Here is a 19,076-nt window from a genome sequence, read left to right on the forward strand (position 1 = left end):
TTTTGATAACAGTTTCACTTTATAGCGTTTTGAACATACTACAAGAAGTAGAACTGAACTTATAGGAGGGCGCAGTTATGAATAAATATAAACGTATATTCCTAGTCGTAATGGACTCTGTGGGAATCGGTGAAGCACCAGATGCTGAGCAATTTGGTGATTTAGGATCTGACACAATTGGTCACATTGCTGAACATATGAATGGGTTACAAATGCCTAACATGGTGAAATTAGGTCTTGGTAACATTCGAGAAATGAAAGGTATCTCTAAAGTAGAGAAACCACTTGGATATTACACAAAAATGCAAGAGAAATCTACTGGTAAAGATACAATGACAGGTCACTGGGAAATCATGGGCCTTTACATTGATACACCATTCCAAGTGTTCCCGGAAGGATTCCCGAAAGAATTACTTGATGAATTAGAAGAAAAAACAGGCCGTAAAATTATCGGTAATAAGCCAGCTTCTGGAACTGAGATTCTTGATGAACTTGGTCAAGAGCAAATGGAAACAGGCTCTTTAATCGTTTATACTTCTGCTGATAGCGTATTGCAAATTGCAGCACACGAAGAAGTAGTGCCACTTGATGAGTTATATAAAATCTGTAAAATTGCACGTGAATTAACATTAGATGAGAAATACATGGTAGGTCGTGTTATTGCTCGTCCATTCGTTGGTGAACCTGGAAACTTTACACGTACACCAAACCGTCATGACTATGCATTAAAACCATTCGGCCGTACAGTAATGAATGAATTAAAAGATAGTGACTACGATGTAATTGCTATCGGTAAAATCTCTGATATTTATGATGGTGAAGGGGTAACTGAATCACTTCGTACGAAGTCTAACATGGATGGAATGGATAAGCTTGTAGATACATTAAATATGGACTTTACAGGTCTTAGCTTCTTAAACTTAGTTGACTTTGATGCATTATTCGGCCATCGCCGTGATCCACAAGGATACGGAGAAGCTCTGCAAGAATATGATGCACGTCTTCCAGAAGTATTCGCAAAACTAAAAGAAGATGATCTATTATTAATTACAGCAGACCACGGTAATGATCCAATTCACCCTGGTACTGACCATACACGTGAATATGTACCATTATTGGCATATAGCCCAAGCATGAAAGAAGGCGGACAAGAATTACCACTTCGTCAAACATTTGCTGATATTGGTGCAACAGTAGCAGAAAACTTCGGTGTGAAAATGCCAGAATACGGAACAAGCTTCTTAAACGAGCTAAAGAAATAGGGGGATAAACAAATGAATCGTGAACTTATTACAAAATCAGCTTCATACTTAAAAGAGAAATTTCAAGAGACACCACAAGTAGGACTAATCCTTGGATCAGGACTAGGTGTATTAGCAGACGAAATTGAGAACGCAGTAACAGTACCTTACAGTGAAATCCCTGAATTCCCAGTATCAACTGTAGAAGGCCATGCAGGTCAACTAGTATTTGGTACACTTCAAGGTGTAACAGTAGTAGCAATGCAAGGACGTTTCCACTTCTATGAAGGATACGACATGCAAAAAGTAACATTCCCAGTTCGTGTTATGAAAGAACTAGGTGTAGAAACAGTAGTTGTAACAAACGCAGCTGGTGGTGTAAATACATCATTTGAGCCAGGCGATCTTATGTTAATTTCAGACCACATTAACTTCATGGGTACGAATCCATTAATCGGACCGAATGATTCTGAAATGGGCGTACGTTTCCCTGATATGTCTACATCATATACAGTAGAACTTCGCGAAATGGCGAAACAAGTTGCAGCAGACTTAAATATTAAAGTACAAGAAGGTGTATACGTAGGAATGACAGGTCCTGTATATGAAACACCTGCTGAAATTCGTATGCTTCGTACACTTGGCGGAGATGCAGTTGGTATGTCAACAGTACCTGAAGTAATTGTAGCGCGTCATGCTGGTATGAAAGTGTTAGGTATTTCTTGTATTTCAAATATGGCAGCTGGTATTTTAGATCAACCACTTCACCACGATGAAGTAATTGAAACGACAGAACGTGTTAAAGCTAACTTCTTAGCATTAGTAAAAGCAATCGTAAAACAAATGAAGGGGTGACTTCACAATGAGAATGGTGGACCTAATTGCAAAAAAACGTGACGGACATGCATTAACGACAGAAGAAATTAACTTTATTGTTGAAGGATATACGAATGGTGATATTCCTGATTATCAAGTAAGTTCACTTGCAATGGCAATTTTCTTCCAAGATATGAACGATCAAGAGCGTGCCGATTTAACGATGGCAATGGTAAATAGCGGTGATACAATCGACTTATCAGCTATTGAAGGTGTAAAAGTAGATAAGCATTCAACAGGTGGTGTTGGTGATACAACGACACTTGTATTAGGTCCATTAGTAGCCGCTTTAGATGTACCAGTAGCGAAAATGTCTGGACGCGGTTTAGGACATACTGGTGGTACAATTGATAAATTAGAAGCAGTTCCAGGATTCCATGTGGAAATTGAAAACGATGAATTCATGCGTCTTGTAAATGAAAACAAAATCGCTGTTATCGGTCAAAGTGGTAACTTAACACCTGCTGATAAAAAGCTATATGCACTTCGTGATGTGACAGCAACAGTAAACTCAATTCCGCTTATTGCAAGTTCGATTATGAGTAAAAAAATTGCTGCTGGTGCAGATGCAATTGTTCTTGATGTAAAAACTGGAGCAGGTGCATTTATGAAAACGGATGAAGATGCAAAACGTTTAGCAGAAGCAATGGTACGCATCGGTAATAACGTTGGTCGTAACACGATGGCAGTTATTTCTGATATGAGTCAACCACTCGGTGAAGCTATCGGTAACGCATTAGAAGTTCAAGAAGCAATTGATACATTACAAGGTAAAGGGCCGAAAGATTTAGAAGAGCTATGTTTAACACTTGGAAGTCAAATGGTGTACCTTGCTGGACAAGCTTCATCTTTAGAAGATGCACGTGAAAAGCTAATTGAAGTAATGAACAACGGAAAAGCGCTAGAATCATTTAAAACGTTCTTATCAGCGCAAGGCGGCGACGCATCTGTTGTTGATGACCCTTCTAAATTGCCACAAGCACAATTTAAAATTGAAGTGGAAGCGAAAGAAGACGGATATGTATCAGAAATCGTTGCAGACGAAATCGGAACAGCAGCAATGCTTTTAGGAGCAGGACGTGCAACGAAAGAGTCTGAAATTGATTTAGCAGTTGGTCTAATGCTGCGCAAAAAAGTAGGCGATAGCGTGAAGCAAGGTGAATCTCTCGTTACAATTTACGCAAACCGCGAAAATGTTGAAGATGTAAAAGCGAAAATTTATGAGAACATGAAGATCTCTAAAGAACACGTAGATGCACCAACTTTAGTACACGGTATCGTAACGAAGTAATAAAAAAAAGCTGAGGAGATTTCTCCTTGGCTTTTTTTACTATTTTTTGTTTATAATAATAATGGGTGAAATTATGATTAGAATTTGTGCAGTAACAAAAACAGATGAAGTATTATATGATGTTTCTCTAGAAGAAACAAAGAAAGACCATATTGTATGGTATTGGCTAGATTTATATAAGCCAACGAAAGAAGAGTATACATATATTCTGCAAGACCATTTTAAGTTCCATCCCCTTGCAATTGAAGACTGTATAGAATATGTACAGAGGCCAAAAGTTGATTTTTATGATGGATATAACTTTTTAGTACTTCATGCATTTGGGGAAGATGGACTAGAACCGCACGAAATCGATTTATTTATTAGTGATCGTTATATTGTTTCTTTCCACTTTTCTCATAACAATGCAATCGAAAGAGTATGGAAAACACTTGGAGAAAAGAAGCGTATTAAAAATAGTCCTTTACACGTAGCTCATACAATTATCGACCAAATTGTAGATGACTATTTTGCGCCTGTATATTACATTGAGGATCATTTAAATGCAATTGATGATAATTTAACGGGGGAGACAGCAGGAAGTGTATTAGAAGAGGTATTTGATATACGTACAGATTTATCAAAGCTAAGGCGTACAATTATTCCGATGCGTGATTTATTATATCGTATTTTAAATTCGACTCGTTTTTACGGTATAAGCGATCATGAAATTTACTTTAAAGATATACATGATCATTTGCTTAAACTAACAGAAATGATTGAGGCAAGCCGAGAGTTAACAGCAGATATTCGGGATAGTTATTTTTCATTAAACTCACATCATATGAATAACATTATGAAAACATTAACTGTATTCTCGACTATTTTCATGCCATTAACATTTATTGCGGGAGTATATGGAATGAACTTTACGCATATGCCAGAGCTTGGTGGACAATATAGTTATTTTATTTGTCTACTTATTATGGCACTAATTGGCGGCGGAATGATGGCCTGGTTTTATAAAAAAGGATGGTTTAAGTAAAAAAACACCGAGGATTTCCTCGGTGTTTTTTTTAACCAATAGCATGTAATACAAACATAGCTAAGAATAAGCATGTAATGATATACATAGATGGTGCGACTTCTTTACGCTTTCCAAGAGCAACTTTTAAGATAGGGTAAGCAATAAATCCGAACGCAATGCCATCAGCGATACTATATGTGAGCGGGATCATAACGATAATTAAGAATGCTGGAAATCCTTCTGAAAAGTCATTCAGAGGAATTTGTTGAATGCTTGTAATCATCAGACCGCCAATAATAATTAAGATTGGTGCAATGGCACTATCAGGAATTAATTTGACAAATGGAAGAGCAAACAGTGATGCAAAGAATAGCAACCCAGTAACGATAGACGTCAGACCTGTCTTACCACCTGCAGTAATACCTGCGGCACTTTCTACTGTTGAAACGGTAGGACTTGTGCCAAATAGACCACATGTCATTGCTGAAATTGCATTGGCTTGGTAAGCACGTGGGAATTTACGATCATCTTCTAATAAACCGTGCAGAAGTCCCATGTTCTCAAAGATAAGCACCATGCTTAAAGAGAATGTTGCAATCCAAAATGGTAAGGAAGAAAGTTTCCCAAATGACATAGCTCCAAACACATCACCGTAATTAGCGAATGAGAATGAACTACTTCCCACTTGACTCGTATCCACAAGACCAAATAGCCAGGCGATACCAGTTCCTATTGCAATCGTCCATAAAAAGTTTCCACGTACGTTACGAATAAATAATACAAGTGCAATGATAAGAGTAAGTAATGTCGCAAGAACGACAGGATTACTTAATTTCCCCATTGCCACAGCAGTATTTGGGTTCGAAACGACTAAACCACCTTTTTGCAATCCGATAAACGCTAAAAATAATCCGATGCCGACAGTAATCGCTTCCTTTAATGACTTTGGAATTGATACTGATAGCACGCGAGCGATTGGTGTAAAAGCGGCAATTGCAAAAATAATACCAGAGATAAAGACAGCAGCCAATGCTTCTTGCCAAGTTAGTCCAAGCGTATGCACAGCTGTGTACGTGAAGAATGCATTTACACCCATACCCGGGACAAGAATAGCAGGTGCATTTGCCCAAAATGCCATGAGTAGACATCCGACAAATGAACTAAAAACAGTTGCTAAAATTCCAGCTTCAAGAGGAATGCCAGCATCTGATAAGATTGACGCATTTACAATCATAATATATACGATTGTGAAAAATGACGTAACTCCAGCTAATACTTCTTGTTTTGGTGATGTTTCGTGTAAACCTAATTTAAATGTTCTTTCAAGTATTCCTTTCATGTTAAACCTTCTTTTTCATATCCCTCTCCCACCCGTGATATCTCTTATGTAAGAGCTCACCGTTCTTTATTATATCAGAACATCATGTTTTTACAACAAGTAAAATGATAACGTTTACTTGTAAAGAGAATTCGTTATAAATACGTAAAAATAGCCCGTATGGATGAAATGATTTCTAATTCACCCGATTGAATGGGAGGGGCTGCTTGCGCATGTAAAGTAGCATAAGACGTAACCTCCCGTGGTAATTGGGCAGATTCTTCAACGAATGAGAGGGGAACAGGATTAATATTTAAATTATATGTACTCGCAATAGCACGAGCTTTTTCTACTGCTTGGTGCAGAGCTTGAATGAGAGCTTGCTCATAATATTTATTTGGATGAGATACTCGGAAACGTAAACCTTTTGCTACATTTGCGCCATTTGAAACGGCTATATCATATACTTCCCCAGCTTTTTGTACATTTAAAACGGTAATTTCATACAAATGCTCCACGCGGTATCCTTGTAGCAATGCTTTATCATTTACATATTCGTATTGAGGAGTAATTGTATAAGAAATCGTTTCTATATCTTTATCGGCAATACCAAGCTGTTTAAGTGCATCCAGCAATTGTTTGGATTGCACTGCATTTTCTTCTTGAGCCTGTTTTACATTTTTATCATCTGTTCGAATGCCAAGCGTTAATATAACAACATTCGGTTTTGCTTTGACAACGCCTTCGCCTTGTACAGTAATAGTAGCTTCTTTACCAGTATTAGCTGTGCGTACGTTGTGTAAATAAGGATTCATTCCACCCTGCATTTTCCATCACCATCCTTTTTATATGTATATGTGTGAACAAAAAAGAAATTTATATGAAAAAAGTTACATAAATGAGAATGTTGAGGAAAGAAAGCATGTACAACATAGGTATTTATAGATTATAATATGTGTAAATATGATAAAAAAGGGACGAGGCTATTGAACGAAAAAAGAGAAACACTGATTTTAGATTTATCTGCATCATTTCGAAAAATGATACGTTTATTACAAAATGATATTAATACACGTTTTGCAGAACATATGCCATATAATGAATTTTCTGTATTACGTGCGTTATTTTTAAAGAGTCCACAGATGGCTTCGCAAATTGCGAGTGAAGTAAACGTAACCTCCAGTCATATTACAGCTGTTACAGATCGTCTCGTACGAAAAGGATTAGTAGAAAGAAAACGTTCTAATTCAGATCGTCGAATCGTGTATTTAGAAATTACAGAGCACGGAAGAGAAGTAACTGAAAAACTTGAAGCTGTGCGTAAAGAATATTATAAAGAGAGATTTAAAGGTTGGAGCGACCAAGAAATAGAAATGGTCTTAGAACTATTTGGCCGCGTATTATAATAAATGAGGATAGGAAGCGAAAGCATTCCTATCCTTTTTCTTTTGAATAAAAATATTTTGAAACTCCGATACTTTAATTAAAAGATCGGAGGAAAGATTATGAAATATATTGCTGCACTTACCATTTTATTTGGTGGTTTTTTCTATTTTCAAACATTTACGTACGCAGATACGCCTATCCAAGTGGTACGAAAAGAAGTGAAGTACATTGAAACCGATAATACAGTCTTATATTCGAAATTATGGGTTCGTTCTATGCAAAACGCAGTATTATTCCACCATAGCGATAATATTCGTAATCAGGACACATTACGTAATGTAACAAGTTCATCGCTTGTTAAAGCGAAACAACTATCTTTTCAGAAAGCAGCACTCTATATACCGAGACTATCGCAATACGTATCAAAAATAGGAAAAGAAAATATTCAAGTGTACTACATTGCGATTCACTATAATGTGAAAAAAGAAAATGCATATCAATTAGATGGCATGAACTATTTTCTACAAGTATTTGTGAAAGAGCGTGGGGAATGGAAAATTGCTGAAAGTGTAGTTGCACCGACAGAGCAAATTGTGCAAAATGGTGATGGATTTGGGATGAAAGAAGAGATGGTGTATGGGGATAGGAGAGAGAATGTGAAATAACCTCCTTTAAAAGGAGGTTATTTCACACGCCAAGAAAATTTGAATTTTAATAAGCGAGATAATAGTAGGTAGACTATCGTACTGGTCCCTATAAAACCAATATAATAATTTACGATAGAATGACTTCCGCCCGCTGCCATTCCTCCAAACATTCCAATAAAGGTTACACAACATATCATACATAGTGTTTTAAGCTTCGGATATAATAGAAAGTTTCCGTTTTGTTCATTAGGTGATCTTGTATATAAGTACATTCCTAAAGGTAATAGAATAAGTATATTTACGATTGGACCGATAAGTTTTGTTGCTGAAGGAATATACGTAAAATTAGGTTCATCATGACGTACGCCTTGTTGATCAGTATAAGCACGTTGAGGATCGTAATTAAAATTAATATTGAATCCGCGAACTGGCGCTAAAATACTCACTTTTTCTATTACTGAACCGTAACGATCTACATTTTCCTCCGTATAGACGGGATGATTGGAAATAAGTCCAACCGTATGAATAGAAATAGCCCCGGCAATTAGAGTCGGCAAAATAAAAGGGAATCCAAGTATAGCAACACTGAAAAATCCTTGTGAAATCATATTACCAGCAATTGTTCCTATGCATAATGCAAGTGTATATATAGCAATTAAGATAATAACCATGTATAAGAAGTAAGTATGAAATGGTGAAAATATTTGATACTTATTATGAAAGGTTGTCTTTTTCATAATAGCAAAAAGTCCCCAATTTAGTATAACGATAGCTACAATATTACACACACCAAAAAGCCATTTCGTTATGAAGAGATGTGTTCGTTTAAATGGCATAGACCATAAAATGTCACTTGATTGATTTTGACGTTCCCATCCAATAAGAATACAGGCTAATATAATAAGGAGTCCTCCTTGACCCATAATAGCATCGGGAAGTGAAAGCTGATAATTATATCGGTATATATATTTCCATTCATTATGTTCATGAAAATATTTTAATTGCTCGGCAGCTGCTAAATAGTATTTATATGATAGTACATAAAAACTTACTAACCAAAATAGCCAAACAATATATTTACTTTGTTTGTAGGTATGCACCCATAATGCTTTTTGAAACATAGGATCTCTCCTTTAAAAAACTTTATAGTTTGTAAGACGTGATAATATAAAATAAGTGACGATTCCAAATAAAAAGAATCCAACATAGTAACTAAATAATAAATCAAAACGTTTTAACATTTGCCCACCTATTAATGCAAAATAAAAGGTAGTACCCCACATCCAGAGTGAGTTGTATTTTGGAAAAAGGAAAATTTTCTTATTATGTTCATTAGGTGATCGTGCATAAAGAAACATACCAATTAGTAAGCTGGAAATAGTATAGAAGATAGGAACAAGTATTACTTTTGCAGAGTAGTAACTATGAAAAGTGGGTCCCCTTTGTATTACTTTTCCATGATCTTCATCTGATTGGACAGTAGGGTGGTAATTATAACTAATTGAAAAGTCTAATATAGCGCTTGAAATGTTGGTCTTTTTATTGAATTTATAAATGTTTTCGAAATTCGTATAACTTTTATTCCCCTGTATTGCCTCAGCGTGAGCTGTAAAGAAAAGGAGTAAGAGTGAAAAGATTCCCATTCCCATTATGCAAAAAGTAATGCTGAAGATGCTTTGTGAAATAATACTGCCAGTAAATGTACCTATACATAAAGAGACAGTATAGATAGCGATATATGTGAAAATTGCGTACAGGAAATATCGGTGAAATGGTTCGAAAGATTGATATTCAAAGTGAATCGTAGATTTATAAATAAAATACATAAGACCCCAATTGATTAGAAATGATAGTACAATGAAAAATCCACCGAAAACCCATTTCGATAAGAACATATCACGTCTTTTAAATGGAAATGTCATAAGTGAATCTCCATTTTGATTACTTCGCTCCCAGCCAATTAATATACAGGATAGGATAATTGTAATAATACCTAACCAAAAGCTATTAGAAGAATAAAAAGAATAATGATAGTAGAACTTTTCTTCACCTATTTTTTCTGGATGGAGAAAGAGAGACTGTTGAGTTTCTGCTTCTTGATAGTATTCGAAAGATAAAAAATAAAGTGAACTGAAGAGAAAAAGTAACGCAGCATATTTCCCACGCTTCCAATTCCACATCCACAACGCTTTATGAAACATACTCATCCTCCTCCAGTGTCGTAACGAAGACATCTTCAAGTGACATTGTTAATTCTTCAATAAGTATAGGTTGCTCTTTGTAAAACTTCTCCAGTGTTGTAGCCACATTTCCTTCGATTAAGATTGTATATACTTTTCCTGTTTGATTTAATATTTTAATATTGCTTAAGTTTTCTAGTTTTTGAGGTAATGAACGTTCATAAGCAACTTGTATTTTAGCAAATCGTGATTTTGCATCGTCTAGTGATGTAATAGACGAGATAGTATGGCCTTTTAATATAATAATTGTATCTGCAATTTGTTCTACTTCATCTAAATGGTGGGTGGAGATGAAAATGGTAATCTCTTTTTCTGCAACTTCTCCAACGAGAAACTGTAAAATTTTCCTTTTCACGATAGGATCAAGTCCATTTGTCGGTTCATCTAAAATGATATATTCTGCCTTTGTAGAAACGGCTAAAATGATGGCGAGCAGTGCTTTCATTCCTTTTGAATAACTACGAATTCGTTTATTTGGTAAGTTAAAACGTTCTAACAGTTCATAGAAATGTGTTTCATCAAATGCGGTATAAACTTCTTTATAAAACTTTACGATTTCTTTTATCGTATAGCCGTTCAGTATATTAGTAGAATCAGGAACATATACAATTTTTTGCTTTATTTCAGGAAACTGATGAATGTTTGTATCTTCATATGTAACAGTTCCCTCGTCTGGGTCTAAAATACCGACCATCGTTCGCAATAAAGTTGTTTTCCCCGCACCGTTTCTTCCGAGTAATCCGATGATACTCCCTCTTTGCAATGTGAAAGAAACATCGTCTAAAATTGTTTGATTATCAATTGTTTTCTTCAAGTTTGTCACTTTCAACATCCGTATTCCCTCCAATCTCTTTATAGTATGAATCTATCCAATCATGAATTTTATCTTTCGTAATACCAAGATAAGAGGCTTCTAATAGTAATTGATGAAATTGCTTTTCAACCATAGCGATTTTCCTTTCGTCTAATGTTGGGGTAATCGATTGGGATACAAATGTTCCTTTTCCTCGTAACGTTTCAATAATTCCTTGTCGCTCTAACTCTTGATACGCTTTACTCACTGTATTTGGATTTATAACGAGTAAAGAAGCGAGTTCGCGTACAGAAGGAAGTTTATCACTTGGAGCCAACATGTTTTTCAATACGAGTTCTTTTATATTTTGAACAATTTGTTCCCATATCGGAGTGTTGCTTCTTGGGTCAAGTTGAATATGCAAGAGCAATGTCTCCTTCCTCATATGTATTAAGTGTACTACTGTGTGTAATACAATTAATACAATATAGGGGACGAATGTATTTGTCAACTGAAAATGTTAGAAAAATTTGGTATTAAAAAAGGGTAAATTGGAAAAAATAGGTCTGATATAGAATGGAGGGTTAGTCATGAAGCGAGTTTTTGGAATACTTGTTTGTTTCATGTTATTGCTTTCTGGAACTTCAGTGAGTTTCGCACAATCTGAGAAAACGAAGCAGGAGAAAACAGAAGAAACAACACCGAAGTTAGCGGAACAAGCGTCGTCAGCAATCGTAATTGAGCAAGATACAGGTAAAGTTTTATTTGATAAAAACCCAAATGAAAAATTACCACCTGCTAGTATGACAAAGATTATGACAATGCTTTTAATTATGGAACAAGTTGAAAAAGGAAAATTAAAGCTGACCGATAAAGTTAGAGCGAGCGAACATGCAGCTTCAATGGGTGGATCGCAAATCTTTTTAGAACCTGGGGAAGAGATGACTGTAAATGAGATGTTAAAGGGTATTGCCATTGCATCTGGAAATGACGCATCTGTTGCAGTAGCCGAGCATATCGCAGGTTCAGAAGAAGGATTTGTAAATATGATGAACAAAAAGGCGAAAGATCTAGGGCTGAAAAATACACATTTTCAAAACCCAACAGGTCTTCCGGCCAAAGACCATTATTCGACAGCAAATGATATGGCTATAATGGCGAGAGAATTGATGAAGTATCCACTTATTCGTAAATATACAGGTAAGTACGAAGATTATTTACGTGAAGATACGGATAAAAAGTTTTGGCTCGTTAATACGAATAAGCTAGTACGTTTTTATCCTGGCGTAGATGGAGTAAAAACAGGTTTTACGACAGAAGCGAAATATTGTTTAACAGCATCGGCTGAAAAAAATGGCATGCGTGTCATTTCAGTTGTCATGGGAGCACCGACATCAAAAGAACGGAACAACCAAGTGACGAAGCTTCTTGACTATGCATTTGGTCAATATATGACAAAGAAATTGTATACGCGCGGCGAAAAAATTAAGACAGTTCAAGTAGGGAAAGGGAAAAAAGAAAAAGTAGATTTAGTTGCATCAGATAATGTTTCTCTTCTTATGAAGAAGGGCGAGAATATGGACAAGGTAAAACAAGAAGTAATTGCTGAAAAGAAAGTAAAAGCACCGATTAAAAAAGGTGACGCGCTTGGTACACTTGTTATTAAAAAAGATAAAGATGTTTTATTAAAACAAACAATTGTAGCAAAAGAAGATGTTGCTGCAGCGAGCTGGTGGGAGTTATTTAAAAGAAGTTTTGGGATGTTTTCAACATCAAAATAGCGGCAAATATTTTGCCGCTTTTCTATTCGTATGTAAGTGAATAATGCTGAAAGGTTTCACTTTATGACGAAATAGTTCTTCTTTTGTCAGCAGGAAGGATTCTTATTTTGTATCACGAAAATCTTTATGTATGTGAATAAGTAAAGTTTGAGCATAAGGAGGAAATCGTGTGAGTCTTTCCATGCAATTAGAAGTAAAACGTGACGTCCTATGTGTGAGACTAGAGGGTGAATTAGATCATCATACGGCTGAAGAGTTGCGAACGAAAGTAACAGATATGATTGAGACACATGGTGTTCATCATATTGTTTTGAGCCTAGAGAACTTATCTTTTATGGATAGTTCTGGTCTAGGTGTTATATTAGGCCGATATAAACACGTAAAGGGATTAGGTGGAGAAATGGTTGTTTGTGCAATTTCACCGCCTGTTAAGCGTTTATTTGAAATGTCGGGCTTATTCAAAATCGTTCGCTTAGAAGAAAGTGAAGCGCACGCGCTCGCGACGTTGGGGGTGGCATAGATGAGAAATGAAATGAACCTTCAATTTTCAGCATTAAGTCAAAATGAATCGTTCGCTCGCGTTACAGTAGCGGCTTTCATTGCACAACTAGATCCAACGATGGAAGAATTAACGGAGATTAAAACAGTTGTGTCAGAAGCGGTTACAAATGCAATTATTCATGGATACGAAGGAAATGCAGAAGGTATTGTTTATATTTCTGTAATTTTGGAAGAAGCAATGGTGAAACTCACGATTCGAGATGAAGGGATTGGAATCTTTAACTTAGATGAAGCGAGACAACCCCTTTTTACAACTAAACCTGAATTAGAGCGTTCCGGAATGGGATTTACTATCATGGAAAATTTTATGGATGAAGTAGAAGTTATTTCAAACGAATCTTTCGGGACAACAATCCATTTGACAAAATACTTATCAAATAGTAACGCTCTATGCAATTAAGGAGAATAGCCTATGGACATAGAGGTCAAAAATGAGAAGAAGAAACCTCAGTTAAAGGACCACGAGCTAAAAGCGTTAATTCAAAAAAGTCAAGATGGAGATCAACAAGCGAGAGATACAATCGTTCAAAGTAATATGCGCCTCGTTTGGTCGGTTGTACAGCGGTTTCTTAATCGAGGATACGAACCAGACGACCTATTTCAAATTGGATGTATTGGGCTCTTGAAATCGGTAGATAAATTTGATTTATCTTTCGACGTGAAATTTTCAACATATGCAGTTCCAATGATTATTGGTGAAATACAACGTTTCTTACGTGATGATGGATCAGTGAAAGTTAGTAGGTCTTTAAAAGAAACAGGAAACAAAATTCGAAAGATGAGAGATGAGCTTTCGAAAGAATTCGGAAGGGCTCCAACGATTAATGAAGTGGCAGAGGCACTAGAACTAACGCCAGAGGAAGTTGTTCTAGCACAAGAAGCGAGCCGGGCCCCTTCGTCTATACATGAAACTGTATATGAAAACGATGGAGATCCAATCACTATTTTAGATCAAATTGCAGATCAATCTGAAACGAAATGGTTCGATAAAATTGCTTTAAAAGAAGCGATTAGAGAACTAGATGAACGAGAGCGCTTAATTGTATACTTGCGTTACTATAAAGATCAAACACAGTCAGAAGTAGCAGAGCGCATAGGCATTTCGCAAGTACAAGTTTCAAGACTTGAAAAGAAAATATTAAAACAGATGAAAGATCGAATAGACGAATAATTGTCTATTCGATTTTTTTATGCCGTTAATAGGAGAGAGATGTTAATTTTCGTAAAAATTAACAGAATTTATTTATAATTTAGTCAATTTAAAATATAATCCAAGTATGAACTTGTCATAAAGGGGGAAGGAAACATGGAAACGAGGCAACAATGGGGAACGAGAGCTGGATTTATTTTTGCAGCGGTCGGATCTGCCGTTGGATTAGGAAACATATGGTGTTTTCCTTATACAGCGTATGAAAATGGAGGAGGAGCATTCTTTTTACCGTACTTATTTGCATTATTAACGACTGGTATTTCATTGTTAGCGTTTGAGTTTGCCCTTGGTCATCGTCATCGTGGTTCAGCACCACTTACATTTTTCCGTATTAGCCCGCGTGCCGAATTTATTGGATGGTGGCAAATGTGCGTAACATTTATCGTTTCAACATATTATGCAGTGATTATTGCTTGGTCTATATCGTATACATACTTTGCAATTACTGGAGCATGGGGAAAAGACACGCAATCATTTTTATTTAAAGAGTACTTACATGTTGCAGATAAGCCAGGGCAATTTGGAGGACTTGTACCGGAAGTATTAATTCCATTAGCTCTCGTTTGGATTATTGTACTTGGCGTTGCATTTAAAGGAGTTAAAAAAGGAATAGAAGTTGTTAACCGTATATTTATTCCTTTATTAGTTGTTATGTTCCTTATTATCGTCGTTCGTGCAGTGACGATGGAAGGTGCTATGCAAGGACTAGATGCATTCTTTAAACCAGATTGGAGTCGTATTTTTGATGGGAAAGTATGGCTTGCTGCTTATGGTCAAATATTCTTTAGTTTATCTTTAGCATTTGGAATTATGATTACGTATTCTAGTTATTTACCGAAAAACTCGGATACAACAAATAATGCCTTTATTACTGGATTTGCAAACTCAGGATTTGAATTATTAGCAGGTATTGGGGTCTTTGCAGCTCTTGGATTTATGGCGAATAATATGGGAGTACCGGTTGATAAAGTAGCAAGTGCTGGCGTTGGGCTTGCGTTCGTAGTATTTCCGCAAATTATTAATGAATTGCCGATGTCACCGTTGTTTGGTGTATTATTTTTCTTATCGTTAACGGTTGCTGGAATCACATCACTTATTTCACTCGCGGAAGTATGTTTTGCCGCTGTATCTGAAAAATTCAGTTTAAGTCGGGAAAAAACCATTGGAATTATGGGAACCCTTCTCGTGTTAGTTTCTCTTGTATTTGCAACACGTGGTGGGCTTATGTTCTTAGATGTTGTCGACTATTTCGCTAATAATTTCGGATTAATTACAATTGCACTTGCGGAAGTAGTGACGATAGGGCTCATTTTACGTCGTTTACCAGTTTATCAAAATCATGCAAACTTTGTATCTGATATTAAATTAGGAACGTTTTGGAGAGTGAGTTTACTCGTTATTACTCCGCTTATGTTAGGGTATATGCTAATTGATGGTACAATCCAAAATATTAAAAAGAATTATGGAGATTATCCGACTGAGTTTGTTATAACGTATGGTTGGTCGATAGCAGCAGCCTTCCTTATCGTTGCGCTAATTATTAGTCTAAAGAAATGGAATGCACAAATACATTCGGATTCTGCCAAGCTTGAAAAAGAATGGAAAGATCGAGGTGTTTCATAATGAGTGGATCAGCAATTATGATGATGGTTATTGGAATAGTAGTCATTTGGGGAGGGCTTGCATTAAGTATTGCAAACTTATTTAAGAAAAAGGCATAAGTAAAAAACATCTGTACCGAAATGGTGCAGATGTTTTTTTATGAAAAAATTGTATTAGAAAAAAATTCAATAACCATACTACAACTACGAGGAAGAGTGAAGGGGTGAATGAAAGTTGGAACAAACGATTTATATTAAAATGCGCAATCGTTTAAAAGTTTCTCCTACTTATGAAGTAAAGCTGGGCGATGTTGCTCAACTTGCCGGAGATTCTTCCGTAGTTGAGTTGTTACAAAATGAGATAGTTTACAAAATAACAGCGCATGATAAGACGCATGTTGTAATTGATGTTATGAAAGTAATTGAGATTATTCAACAGAAAGCATCTCATCTACAAATTAATTTACTCGGTTCTGGACAAACTCTTGTTGAAATTATATACGAAAAAAAGAAGACACACCCAATTTTTTTCGGGCTTGTATGGCTGTTACTTTTCATTGGAGCGGCCCTTGCGATCATTTATTTCCATGAAGATGTAAGTATGCAACAAGTACATCAACGGTTATATTACATGATTACTGGAGAATTTAATGCGCAACCACTTTTATTTCAAATTCCTTATTCTTTAGGTCTTGGCTTAGGGATGGTTTTATTCTTTAATCATGTATTTCAAAAGCGAATTAATGAAGAGCCGAGTCCGCTAGAAGTTGAGATGTTTCAATACCAACAGTCACTTGATCAGTATGTAATCGTTAATGAAAACAAGGATAATATGAAACAACTTACCGATGATTGAGTCTGGATTTGTTATTTTAATTGGTTTAGCTGGAGGGATTGCGGTAGGTAGCGGATATGTCGCATTTTTAGCTGTACTTGGTATAATCCCCCGTTTAGCCCAATTAACGAGAAGTGGAAAGCATATTCAATATTTTGAGTGGGCAGTCATTGCAGGTACTTTAACAGGGGCTTGGTGCAGTTTGAAAAACATTACATTTCAAACGTCGCAATATTGGCTCGTTATATTAGGGATATTTTGTGGCACGTTCATTGGAATGCTTGCTGCGGCATTAACAGAGGTGTTAAATGTTCTGCCTATTTTAGCGAAACGAGTAGGGGTAGAGGGGAAGATTATTGTTTTGCTCGTTGCTCTTGTACTTGGGAAAGTAATAGGATCGTTGTTTCACTGGATTTATTTCGTAAAGTAGGAGGCAGTATATAAATGACAAGTCAGAAATTGAAGGATGATTACATAAATAAAGTGAAGGAGTATCATCCAAAGCCAAACTATTTACTAAATTGTATCAAAGCATTTCTTGTAGGTGGACTCATTTGCACAGTTGGAGAAGTATTGATGAAATTTTATATACATTATTTTCACTTCAGTGAACAAGAGGCAGGAAACCCAACTGTTGCAACCCTTGTTTTATTATCCGCGATTTTAACAGGGTGTGGTGTATATGATAAAATCGGTCAATTTGCTGGAGCAGGATCAGCGGTACCGGTAACAGGATTTGCAAATTCTATGGCGAGCGCTGCCTTAGAACATAAGAGCGAAGGGGTTGTTCTAGGGATTGCTACAAATATGTTTAAACTGGCAGGAAGTGTGATTGTATTTGGGGTTGTTGGTGCATATATCATTGGGTTAATAAGGTATACCTTTAAAATTTTTATGTCTTAAAGGAGGGGCTAGTATGAGGTTGACCGGAAAACAAACGTGGGTATTTCAAAATGATATATATGTGAATGCAACGGGTACTGCTGTCGGTCCGAAAGAAGCTGAGGGCCCTCTTGGGAAAAAATTTGATATTTCATATGATGACTTGCATTGTGGAGAAGAAAATTGGGAGCTCGCCGAACGAAGATTAATGTCAGACTCAATTCAACAAGCAGTGCAAAAAGGGAATATAAAAACATCGCAAATTGATTTCTTTTTAGCGGGAGATTTATTAAATCAAACAGTGACAGCAAATTATGTTGCGCGTAAGTGGGGCATTCCTTTTTTAGGAATGTTTAGCGCTTGTGCAACGTCTATGGAGACTTTAGCAGTTGGCTCAGCTTTTATAGACGGTGGATTTGCAAATCGTGTCTTAGCTACAGTAAGCAGTCATAATGCAACGGCTGAAAGACAATTTCGCTATCCAACAGAGTACGGTGGGCAAAAACCAGGGACAGCAAATTCAACTGTGACTGGTGCAGGATCTATATTAATTAGCAATGAAAAAAGTGCAATTAAAATTACGTCAGCTACAATCGGAAAAGTGCAAGATTTAGGAATTACAAATCCTTTGGATATGGGGGCAGCGATGGCTCCAGCAGCAGCTCATACAATTCAACAACATTTTGAAGATTTAAGAAGAAGTGCCGATGATTATGATTTGATTGTTACGGGTGATTTATCAGCTGTTGGGACGCCGATTGCGAAACAACTTTTACTTGAGGAAGGTTATGATCTTGGGCATATATACAATGATTGTGGATTGATGATTTATGAATCAAGTCAAGAAGAAGTGTTTGCAGGTGGTAGTGGTTGCGCTTGTTCAGCAGTTGTTACGTATGGCCATTTATTACACGAGATGCAAAAAGGGAATTTACAACGAATTTTTGTCGTTGCGACTGGTGCATTATTAAGCCCGATGATGATGCAACAGAAGGAAACGATTCCAACAATTGCACATGGTGTCGTATTTGAGAGAGTTAAAGGAGAGTGAATTGTGGATTTTATATATGCATTTCTTGTAGGTGGAGCTATTTGTTTAATTGGGCAACTATTGTTAGATTTCGTAAAGTTAACACCAGCTCATTTAATGGCAACTTTTGTAGTCATCGGAGCAATTTTAGATGGATTTGGATTGTACGATAAACTAATAAAATTTGCAGGTGCTGGAGCGACAGTCCCTATTACAAGTTTTGGACATTCACTATTGCACGGAGCAATGCATGCAGCAGAAAAACATGGATATTTAGGAATTGGTATTGGCATGTTTAGTTTAACGTCTGCGGGCATTTCCGCAGCGATATTGTTTTCATTTTTTATAGCACTTATATGTAAACCGAAAGGATAAAAC

Annotated in this window: 23 protein-coding genes; 17 read left to right on the top strand and 6 right to left on the bottom strand. The window is 36.3% G+C overall.

Translation table 11 applies throughout. The features are described 5' to 3' along the window. Nucleotides 1–77 precede the first annotated feature (77 nt). The 4 genes from deoB (at nucleotide 78) to corA (ending at nucleotide 4,432) form a co-directional block, all read left to right on the top strand. The gene (gene deoB / locus AB6801_RS09960) at nucleotides 78–1,262 is read left to right on the top strand and encodes a phosphopentomutase (RefSeq protein WP_001046079.1); all 1,185 of its coding nucleotides are present in this window, start codon (nucleotides 78–80) and stop codon (nucleotides 1,260–1,262) included. 12 nt (nucleotides 1,263–1,274) lie between these two features. Further along, complete coding sequence (locus tag AB6801_RS09965; RefSeq protein WP_001078446.1) at nucleotides 1,275–2,096, top strand: purine-nucleoside phosphorylase; 822 nt, start codon at nucleotides 1,275–1,277, stop codon at nucleotides 2,094–2,096. Between the two features lie 7 nt (nucleotides 2,097–2,103). Then, a complete protein-coding gene (locus tag AB6801_RS09970; protein WP_001243069.1) occupies nucleotides 2,104–3,408 on the top strand; it encodes a pyrimidine-nucleoside phosphorylase in 1,305 nt (434 codons plus the stop codon). Between the two features lie 61 nt (nucleotides 3,409–3,469). Beyond that, on the top strand, nucleotides 3,470–4,432 hold the full coding sequence (corA, locus tag AB6801_RS09975) for a magnesium/cobalt transporter CorA (protein ID WP_002005674.1): 963 nt from the start codon (nucleotides 3,470–3,472) through the stop codon (nucleotides 4,430–4,432). Between the two features lie 31 nt (nucleotides 4,433–4,463). Here corA and AB6801_RS09980 read toward each other — a convergent pair whose 3' ends face one another. Together AB6801_RS09980 and AB6801_RS09985 are read right to left on the bottom strand one after the other, a co-directional pair. After that, complete coding sequence (locus tag AB6801_RS09980; protein WP_000676242.1) at nucleotides 4,464–5,753, bottom strand: NCS2 family permease; 1,290 nt, start codon at nucleotides 5,751–5,753, stop codon at nucleotides 4,464–4,466. Between the two features lie 134 nt (nucleotides 5,754–5,887). Then, nucleotides 5,888–6,559: an SIMPL domain-containing protein gene (locus tag AB6801_RS09985; RefSeq protein ID WP_001161448.1), complete on the bottom strand. Its 672-nt coding sequence runs from the start codon at nucleotides 6,557–6,559 to the stop codon at nucleotides 5,888–5,890. Nucleotides 6,560–6,718: 159 nt separating this feature from the next. Here AB6801_RS09985 and AB6801_RS09990 point away from each other — a divergent pair, with 159 nt between their 5' ends. Continuing rightward, on the top strand, nucleotides 6,719–7,138 hold the full coding sequence (locus tag AB6801_RS09990) for a MarR family winged helix-turn-helix transcriptional regulator (RefSeq protein WP_001003305.1): 420 nt from the start codon (nucleotides 6,719–6,721) through the stop codon (nucleotides 7,136–7,138). Nucleotides 7,139–7,237: 99 nt separating this feature from the next. Further along, the gene (locus AB6801_RS09995) at nucleotides 7,238–7,783 is read left to right on the top strand and encodes a hypothetical protein (RefSeq protein WP_000873785.1); all 546 of its coding nucleotides are present in this window, start codon (nucleotides 7,238–7,240) and stop codon (nucleotides 7,781–7,783) included. Nucleotides 7,784–7,800: 17 nt separating this feature from the next. Here AB6801_RS09995 and AB6801_RS10000 read toward each other — a convergent pair whose 3' ends face one another. From AB6801_RS10000 to AB6801_RS10015, 4 genes are read right to left on the bottom strand one after another with little or no spacing between them, the layout of a single operon-like run. Next, nucleotides 7,801–8,886, bottom strand: a complete 1,086-nt coding sequence (locus AB6801_RS10000) for an acetoin ABC transporter permease (protein WP_098340819.1) — start codon at nucleotides 8,884–8,886, stop codon at nucleotides 7,801–7,803. A gap of 12 nt (nucleotides 8,887–8,898) precedes the next feature. Next, entirely contained in the window at nucleotides 8,899–9,966 is a 1,068-nt protein-coding gene (locus tag AB6801_RS10005; RefSeq protein ID WP_000468528.1) for an ABC transporter permease, read from the bottom strand. Then, nucleotides 9,956–10,837, bottom strand: coding sequence for an ABC transporter ATP-binding protein (locus AB6801_RS10010; protein ID WP_000922108.1), 882 nt, complete (start codon nucleotides 10,835–10,837; stop codon nucleotides 9,956–9,958). The genes AB6801_RS10005 and AB6801_RS10010 overlap by 11 nt, the downstream gene beginning before the upstream one ends. Beyond that, nucleotides 10,803–11,222, bottom strand: a complete 420-nt coding sequence (locus AB6801_RS10015) for a GntR family transcriptional regulator (RefSeq protein ID WP_000548027.1) — start codon at nucleotides 11,220–11,222, stop codon at nucleotides 10,803–10,805. The genes AB6801_RS10010 and AB6801_RS10015 overlap by 35 nt, the downstream gene beginning before the upstream one ends. Before the next feature lie 166 nt (nucleotides 11,223–11,388). Here AB6801_RS10015 and dacF point away from each other — a divergent pair, with 166 nt between their 5' ends. The 11 genes from dacF (at nucleotide 11,389) to spoVAE (ending at nucleotide 19,073) form a co-directional block, all read left to right on the top strand. After that, on the top strand, nucleotides 11,389–12,579 hold the full coding sequence (gene dacF, locus AB6801_RS10020) for a serine-type D-Ala-D-Ala carboxypeptidase DacF (protein ID WP_000831998.1): 1,191 nt from the start codon (nucleotides 11,389–11,391) through the stop codon (nucleotides 12,577–12,579). Between the two features lie 169 nt (nucleotides 12,580–12,748). After that, nucleotides 12,749–13,099 carry an anti-sigma F factor antagonist gene (spoIIAA, locus tag AB6801_RS10025; protein WP_000059135.1) on the top strand — a complete coding sequence of 117 codons (351 nt, stop codon included), beginning with the start codon at nucleotides 12,749–12,751 and terminating at the stop codon, nucleotides 13,097–13,099. After that, nucleotides 13,100–13,540 carry an anti-sigma F factor gene (gene spoIIAB / locus AB6801_RS10030; protein WP_001243398.1) on the top strand — a complete coding sequence of 147 codons (441 nt, stop codon included), beginning with the start codon at nucleotides 13,100–13,102 and terminating at the stop codon, nucleotides 13,538–13,540. Nucleotides 13,541–13,552: 12 nt separating this feature from the next. Continuing rightward, on the top strand, nucleotides 13,553–14,311 hold the full coding sequence (gene sigF, locus AB6801_RS10035; RefSeq protein ID WP_000350729.1) for an RNA polymerase sporulation sigma factor SigF: 759 nt from the start codon (nucleotides 13,553–13,555) through the stop codon (nucleotides 14,309–14,311). 135 nt (nucleotides 14,312–14,446) lie between these two features. Further along, the gene (locus AB6801_RS10040; protein WP_098851744.1) at nucleotides 14,447–15,973 is read left to right on the top strand and encodes a sodium-dependent transporter; all 1,527 of its coding nucleotides are present in this window, start codon (nucleotides 14,447–14,449) and stop codon (nucleotides 15,971–15,973) included. After that, nucleotides 15,973–16,071: a methionine/alanine import family NSS transporter small subunit gene (locus AB6801_RS10045; RefSeq protein WP_000016826.1), complete on the top strand. Its 99-nt coding sequence runs from the start codon at nucleotides 15,973–15,975 to the stop codon at nucleotides 16,069–16,071. The genes AB6801_RS10040 and AB6801_RS10045 overlap by 1 nt, the downstream gene beginning before the upstream one ends. A gap of 115 nt (nucleotides 16,072–16,186) precedes the next feature. Then, the gene (locus AB6801_RS10050; protein ID WP_000438366.1) at nucleotides 16,187–16,807 is read left to right on the top strand and encodes a stage V sporulation protein AA; all 621 of its coding nucleotides are present in this window, start codon (nucleotides 16,187–16,189) and stop codon (nucleotides 16,805–16,807) included. After that, nucleotides 16,800–17,216, top strand: coding sequence for a stage V sporulation protein SpoVAB (gene spoVAB / locus AB6801_RS10055; protein ID WP_000572936.1), 417 nt, complete (start codon nucleotides 16,800–16,802; stop codon nucleotides 17,214–17,216). Before AB6801_RS10050 ends, spoVAB begins: the two co-directional genes overlap by 8 nt. A gap of 14 nt (nucleotides 17,217–17,230) precedes the next feature. Next, nucleotides 17,231–17,689 carry a stage V sporulation protein AC gene (gene spoVAC / locus AB6801_RS10060; protein WP_000203810.1) on the top strand — a complete coding sequence of 153 codons (459 nt, stop codon included), beginning with the start codon at nucleotides 17,231–17,233 and terminating at the stop codon, nucleotides 17,687–17,689. Between the two features lie 13 nt (nucleotides 17,690–17,702). Continuing rightward, a complete protein-coding gene (gene spoVAD, locus AB6801_RS10065; RefSeq protein ID WP_001241163.1) occupies nucleotides 17,703–18,719 on the top strand; it encodes a stage V sporulation protein AD in 1,017 nt (338 codons plus the stop codon). A 3-nt stretch (nucleotides 18,720–18,722) separates the two neighbouring features. After that, entirely contained in the window at nucleotides 18,723–19,073 is a 351-nt protein-coding gene (spoVAE, locus tag AB6801_RS10070) for a stage V sporulation protein AE (protein WP_000345904.1), read from the top strand. Nucleotides 19,074–19,076: the final 3 nt, after the last annotated feature.

The sequence above is a fragment of the Bacillus sp. RCC_6_1 genome, assembly GCF_041360755.1.
GTDB lineage: Bacteria > Bacillota > Bacilli > Bacillales > Bacillaceae_G > Bacillus_A > Bacillus_A cereus.

Excerpts from the sequence above, each read along its gene's own strand:
- AB6801_RS09965 (WP_001078446.1), top strand. The coding sequence starts at position 1,275 with ATGAATCGTGAACTTATTACAAAATCAGCTTCATACTTAAAAGAGAAA.
- AB6801_RS09995 (WP_000873785.1), top strand. The coding sequence starts at position 7,238 with ATGAAATATATTGCTGCACTTACCATTTTATTTGGTGGTTTTTTCTAT.
- AB6801_RS10040 (WP_098851744.1), top strand. The coding sequence starts at position 14,447 with ATGGAAACGAGGCAACAATGGGGAACGAGAGCTGGATTTATTTTTGCA.
- sigF (WP_000350729.1), top strand. The coding sequence starts at position 13,553 with ATGGACATAGAGGTCAAAAATGAGAAGAAGAAACCTCAGTTAAAGGAC.
- deoB (WP_001046079.1), top strand. The coding sequence starts at position 78 with ATGAATAAATATAAACGTATATTCCTAGTCGTAATGGACTCTGTGGGA.
- spoVAD (WP_001241163.1), top strand. The coding sequence starts at position 17,703 with ATGAGGTTGACCGGAAAACAAACGTGGGTATTTCAAAATGATATATAT.
- spoIIAB (WP_001243398.1), top strand. The coding sequence starts at position 13,100 with ATGAGAAATGAAATGAACCTTCAATTTTCAGCATTAAGTCAAAATGAA.
- dacF (WP_000831998.1), top strand. The coding sequence starts at position 11,389 with ATGAAGCGAGTTTTTGGAATACTTGTTTGTTTCATGTTATTGCTTTCT.
- spoVAB (WP_000572936.1), top strand. The coding sequence starts at position 16,800 with ATGATTGAGTCTGGATTTGTTATTTTAATTGGTTTAGCTGGAGGGATT.
- AB6801_RS10005 (WP_000468528.1), bottom strand. The coding sequence starts at position 9,966 with ATGTTTCATAAAGCGTTGTGGATGTGGAATTGGAAGCGTGGGAAATAT.
- AB6801_RS10045 (WP_000016826.1), top strand. The coding sequence starts at position 15,973 with ATGAGTGGATCAGCAATTATGATGATGGTTATTGGAATAGTAGTCATT.
- corA (WP_002005674.1), top strand. The coding sequence starts at position 3,470 with ATGGGTGAAATTATGATTAGAATTTGTGCAGTAACAAAAACAGATGAA.
- AB6801_RS10010 (WP_000922108.1), bottom strand. The coding sequence starts at position 10,837 with ATGTTGAAAGTGACAAACTTGAAGAAAACAATTGATAATCAAACAATT.
- spoVAC (WP_000203810.1), top strand. The coding sequence starts at position 17,231 with ATGACAAGTCAGAAATTGAAGGATGATTACATAAATAAAGTGAAGGAG.
- AB6801_RS09980 (WP_000676242.1), bottom strand. The coding sequence starts at position 5,753 with ATGAAAGGAATACTTGAAAGAACATTTAAATTAGGTTTACACGAAACA.
- AB6801_RS09985 (WP_001161448.1), bottom strand. The coding sequence starts at position 6,559 with ATGCAGGGTGGAATGAATCCTTATTTACACAACGTACGCACAGCTAAT.
- AB6801_RS09970 (WP_001243069.1), top strand. The coding sequence starts at position 2,104 with ATGAGAATGGTGGACCTAATTGCAAAAAAACGTGACGGACATGCATTA.
- AB6801_RS10000 (WP_098340819.1), bottom strand. The coding sequence starts at position 8,886 with ATGTTTCAAAAAGCATTATGGGTGCATACCTACAAACAAAGTAAATAT.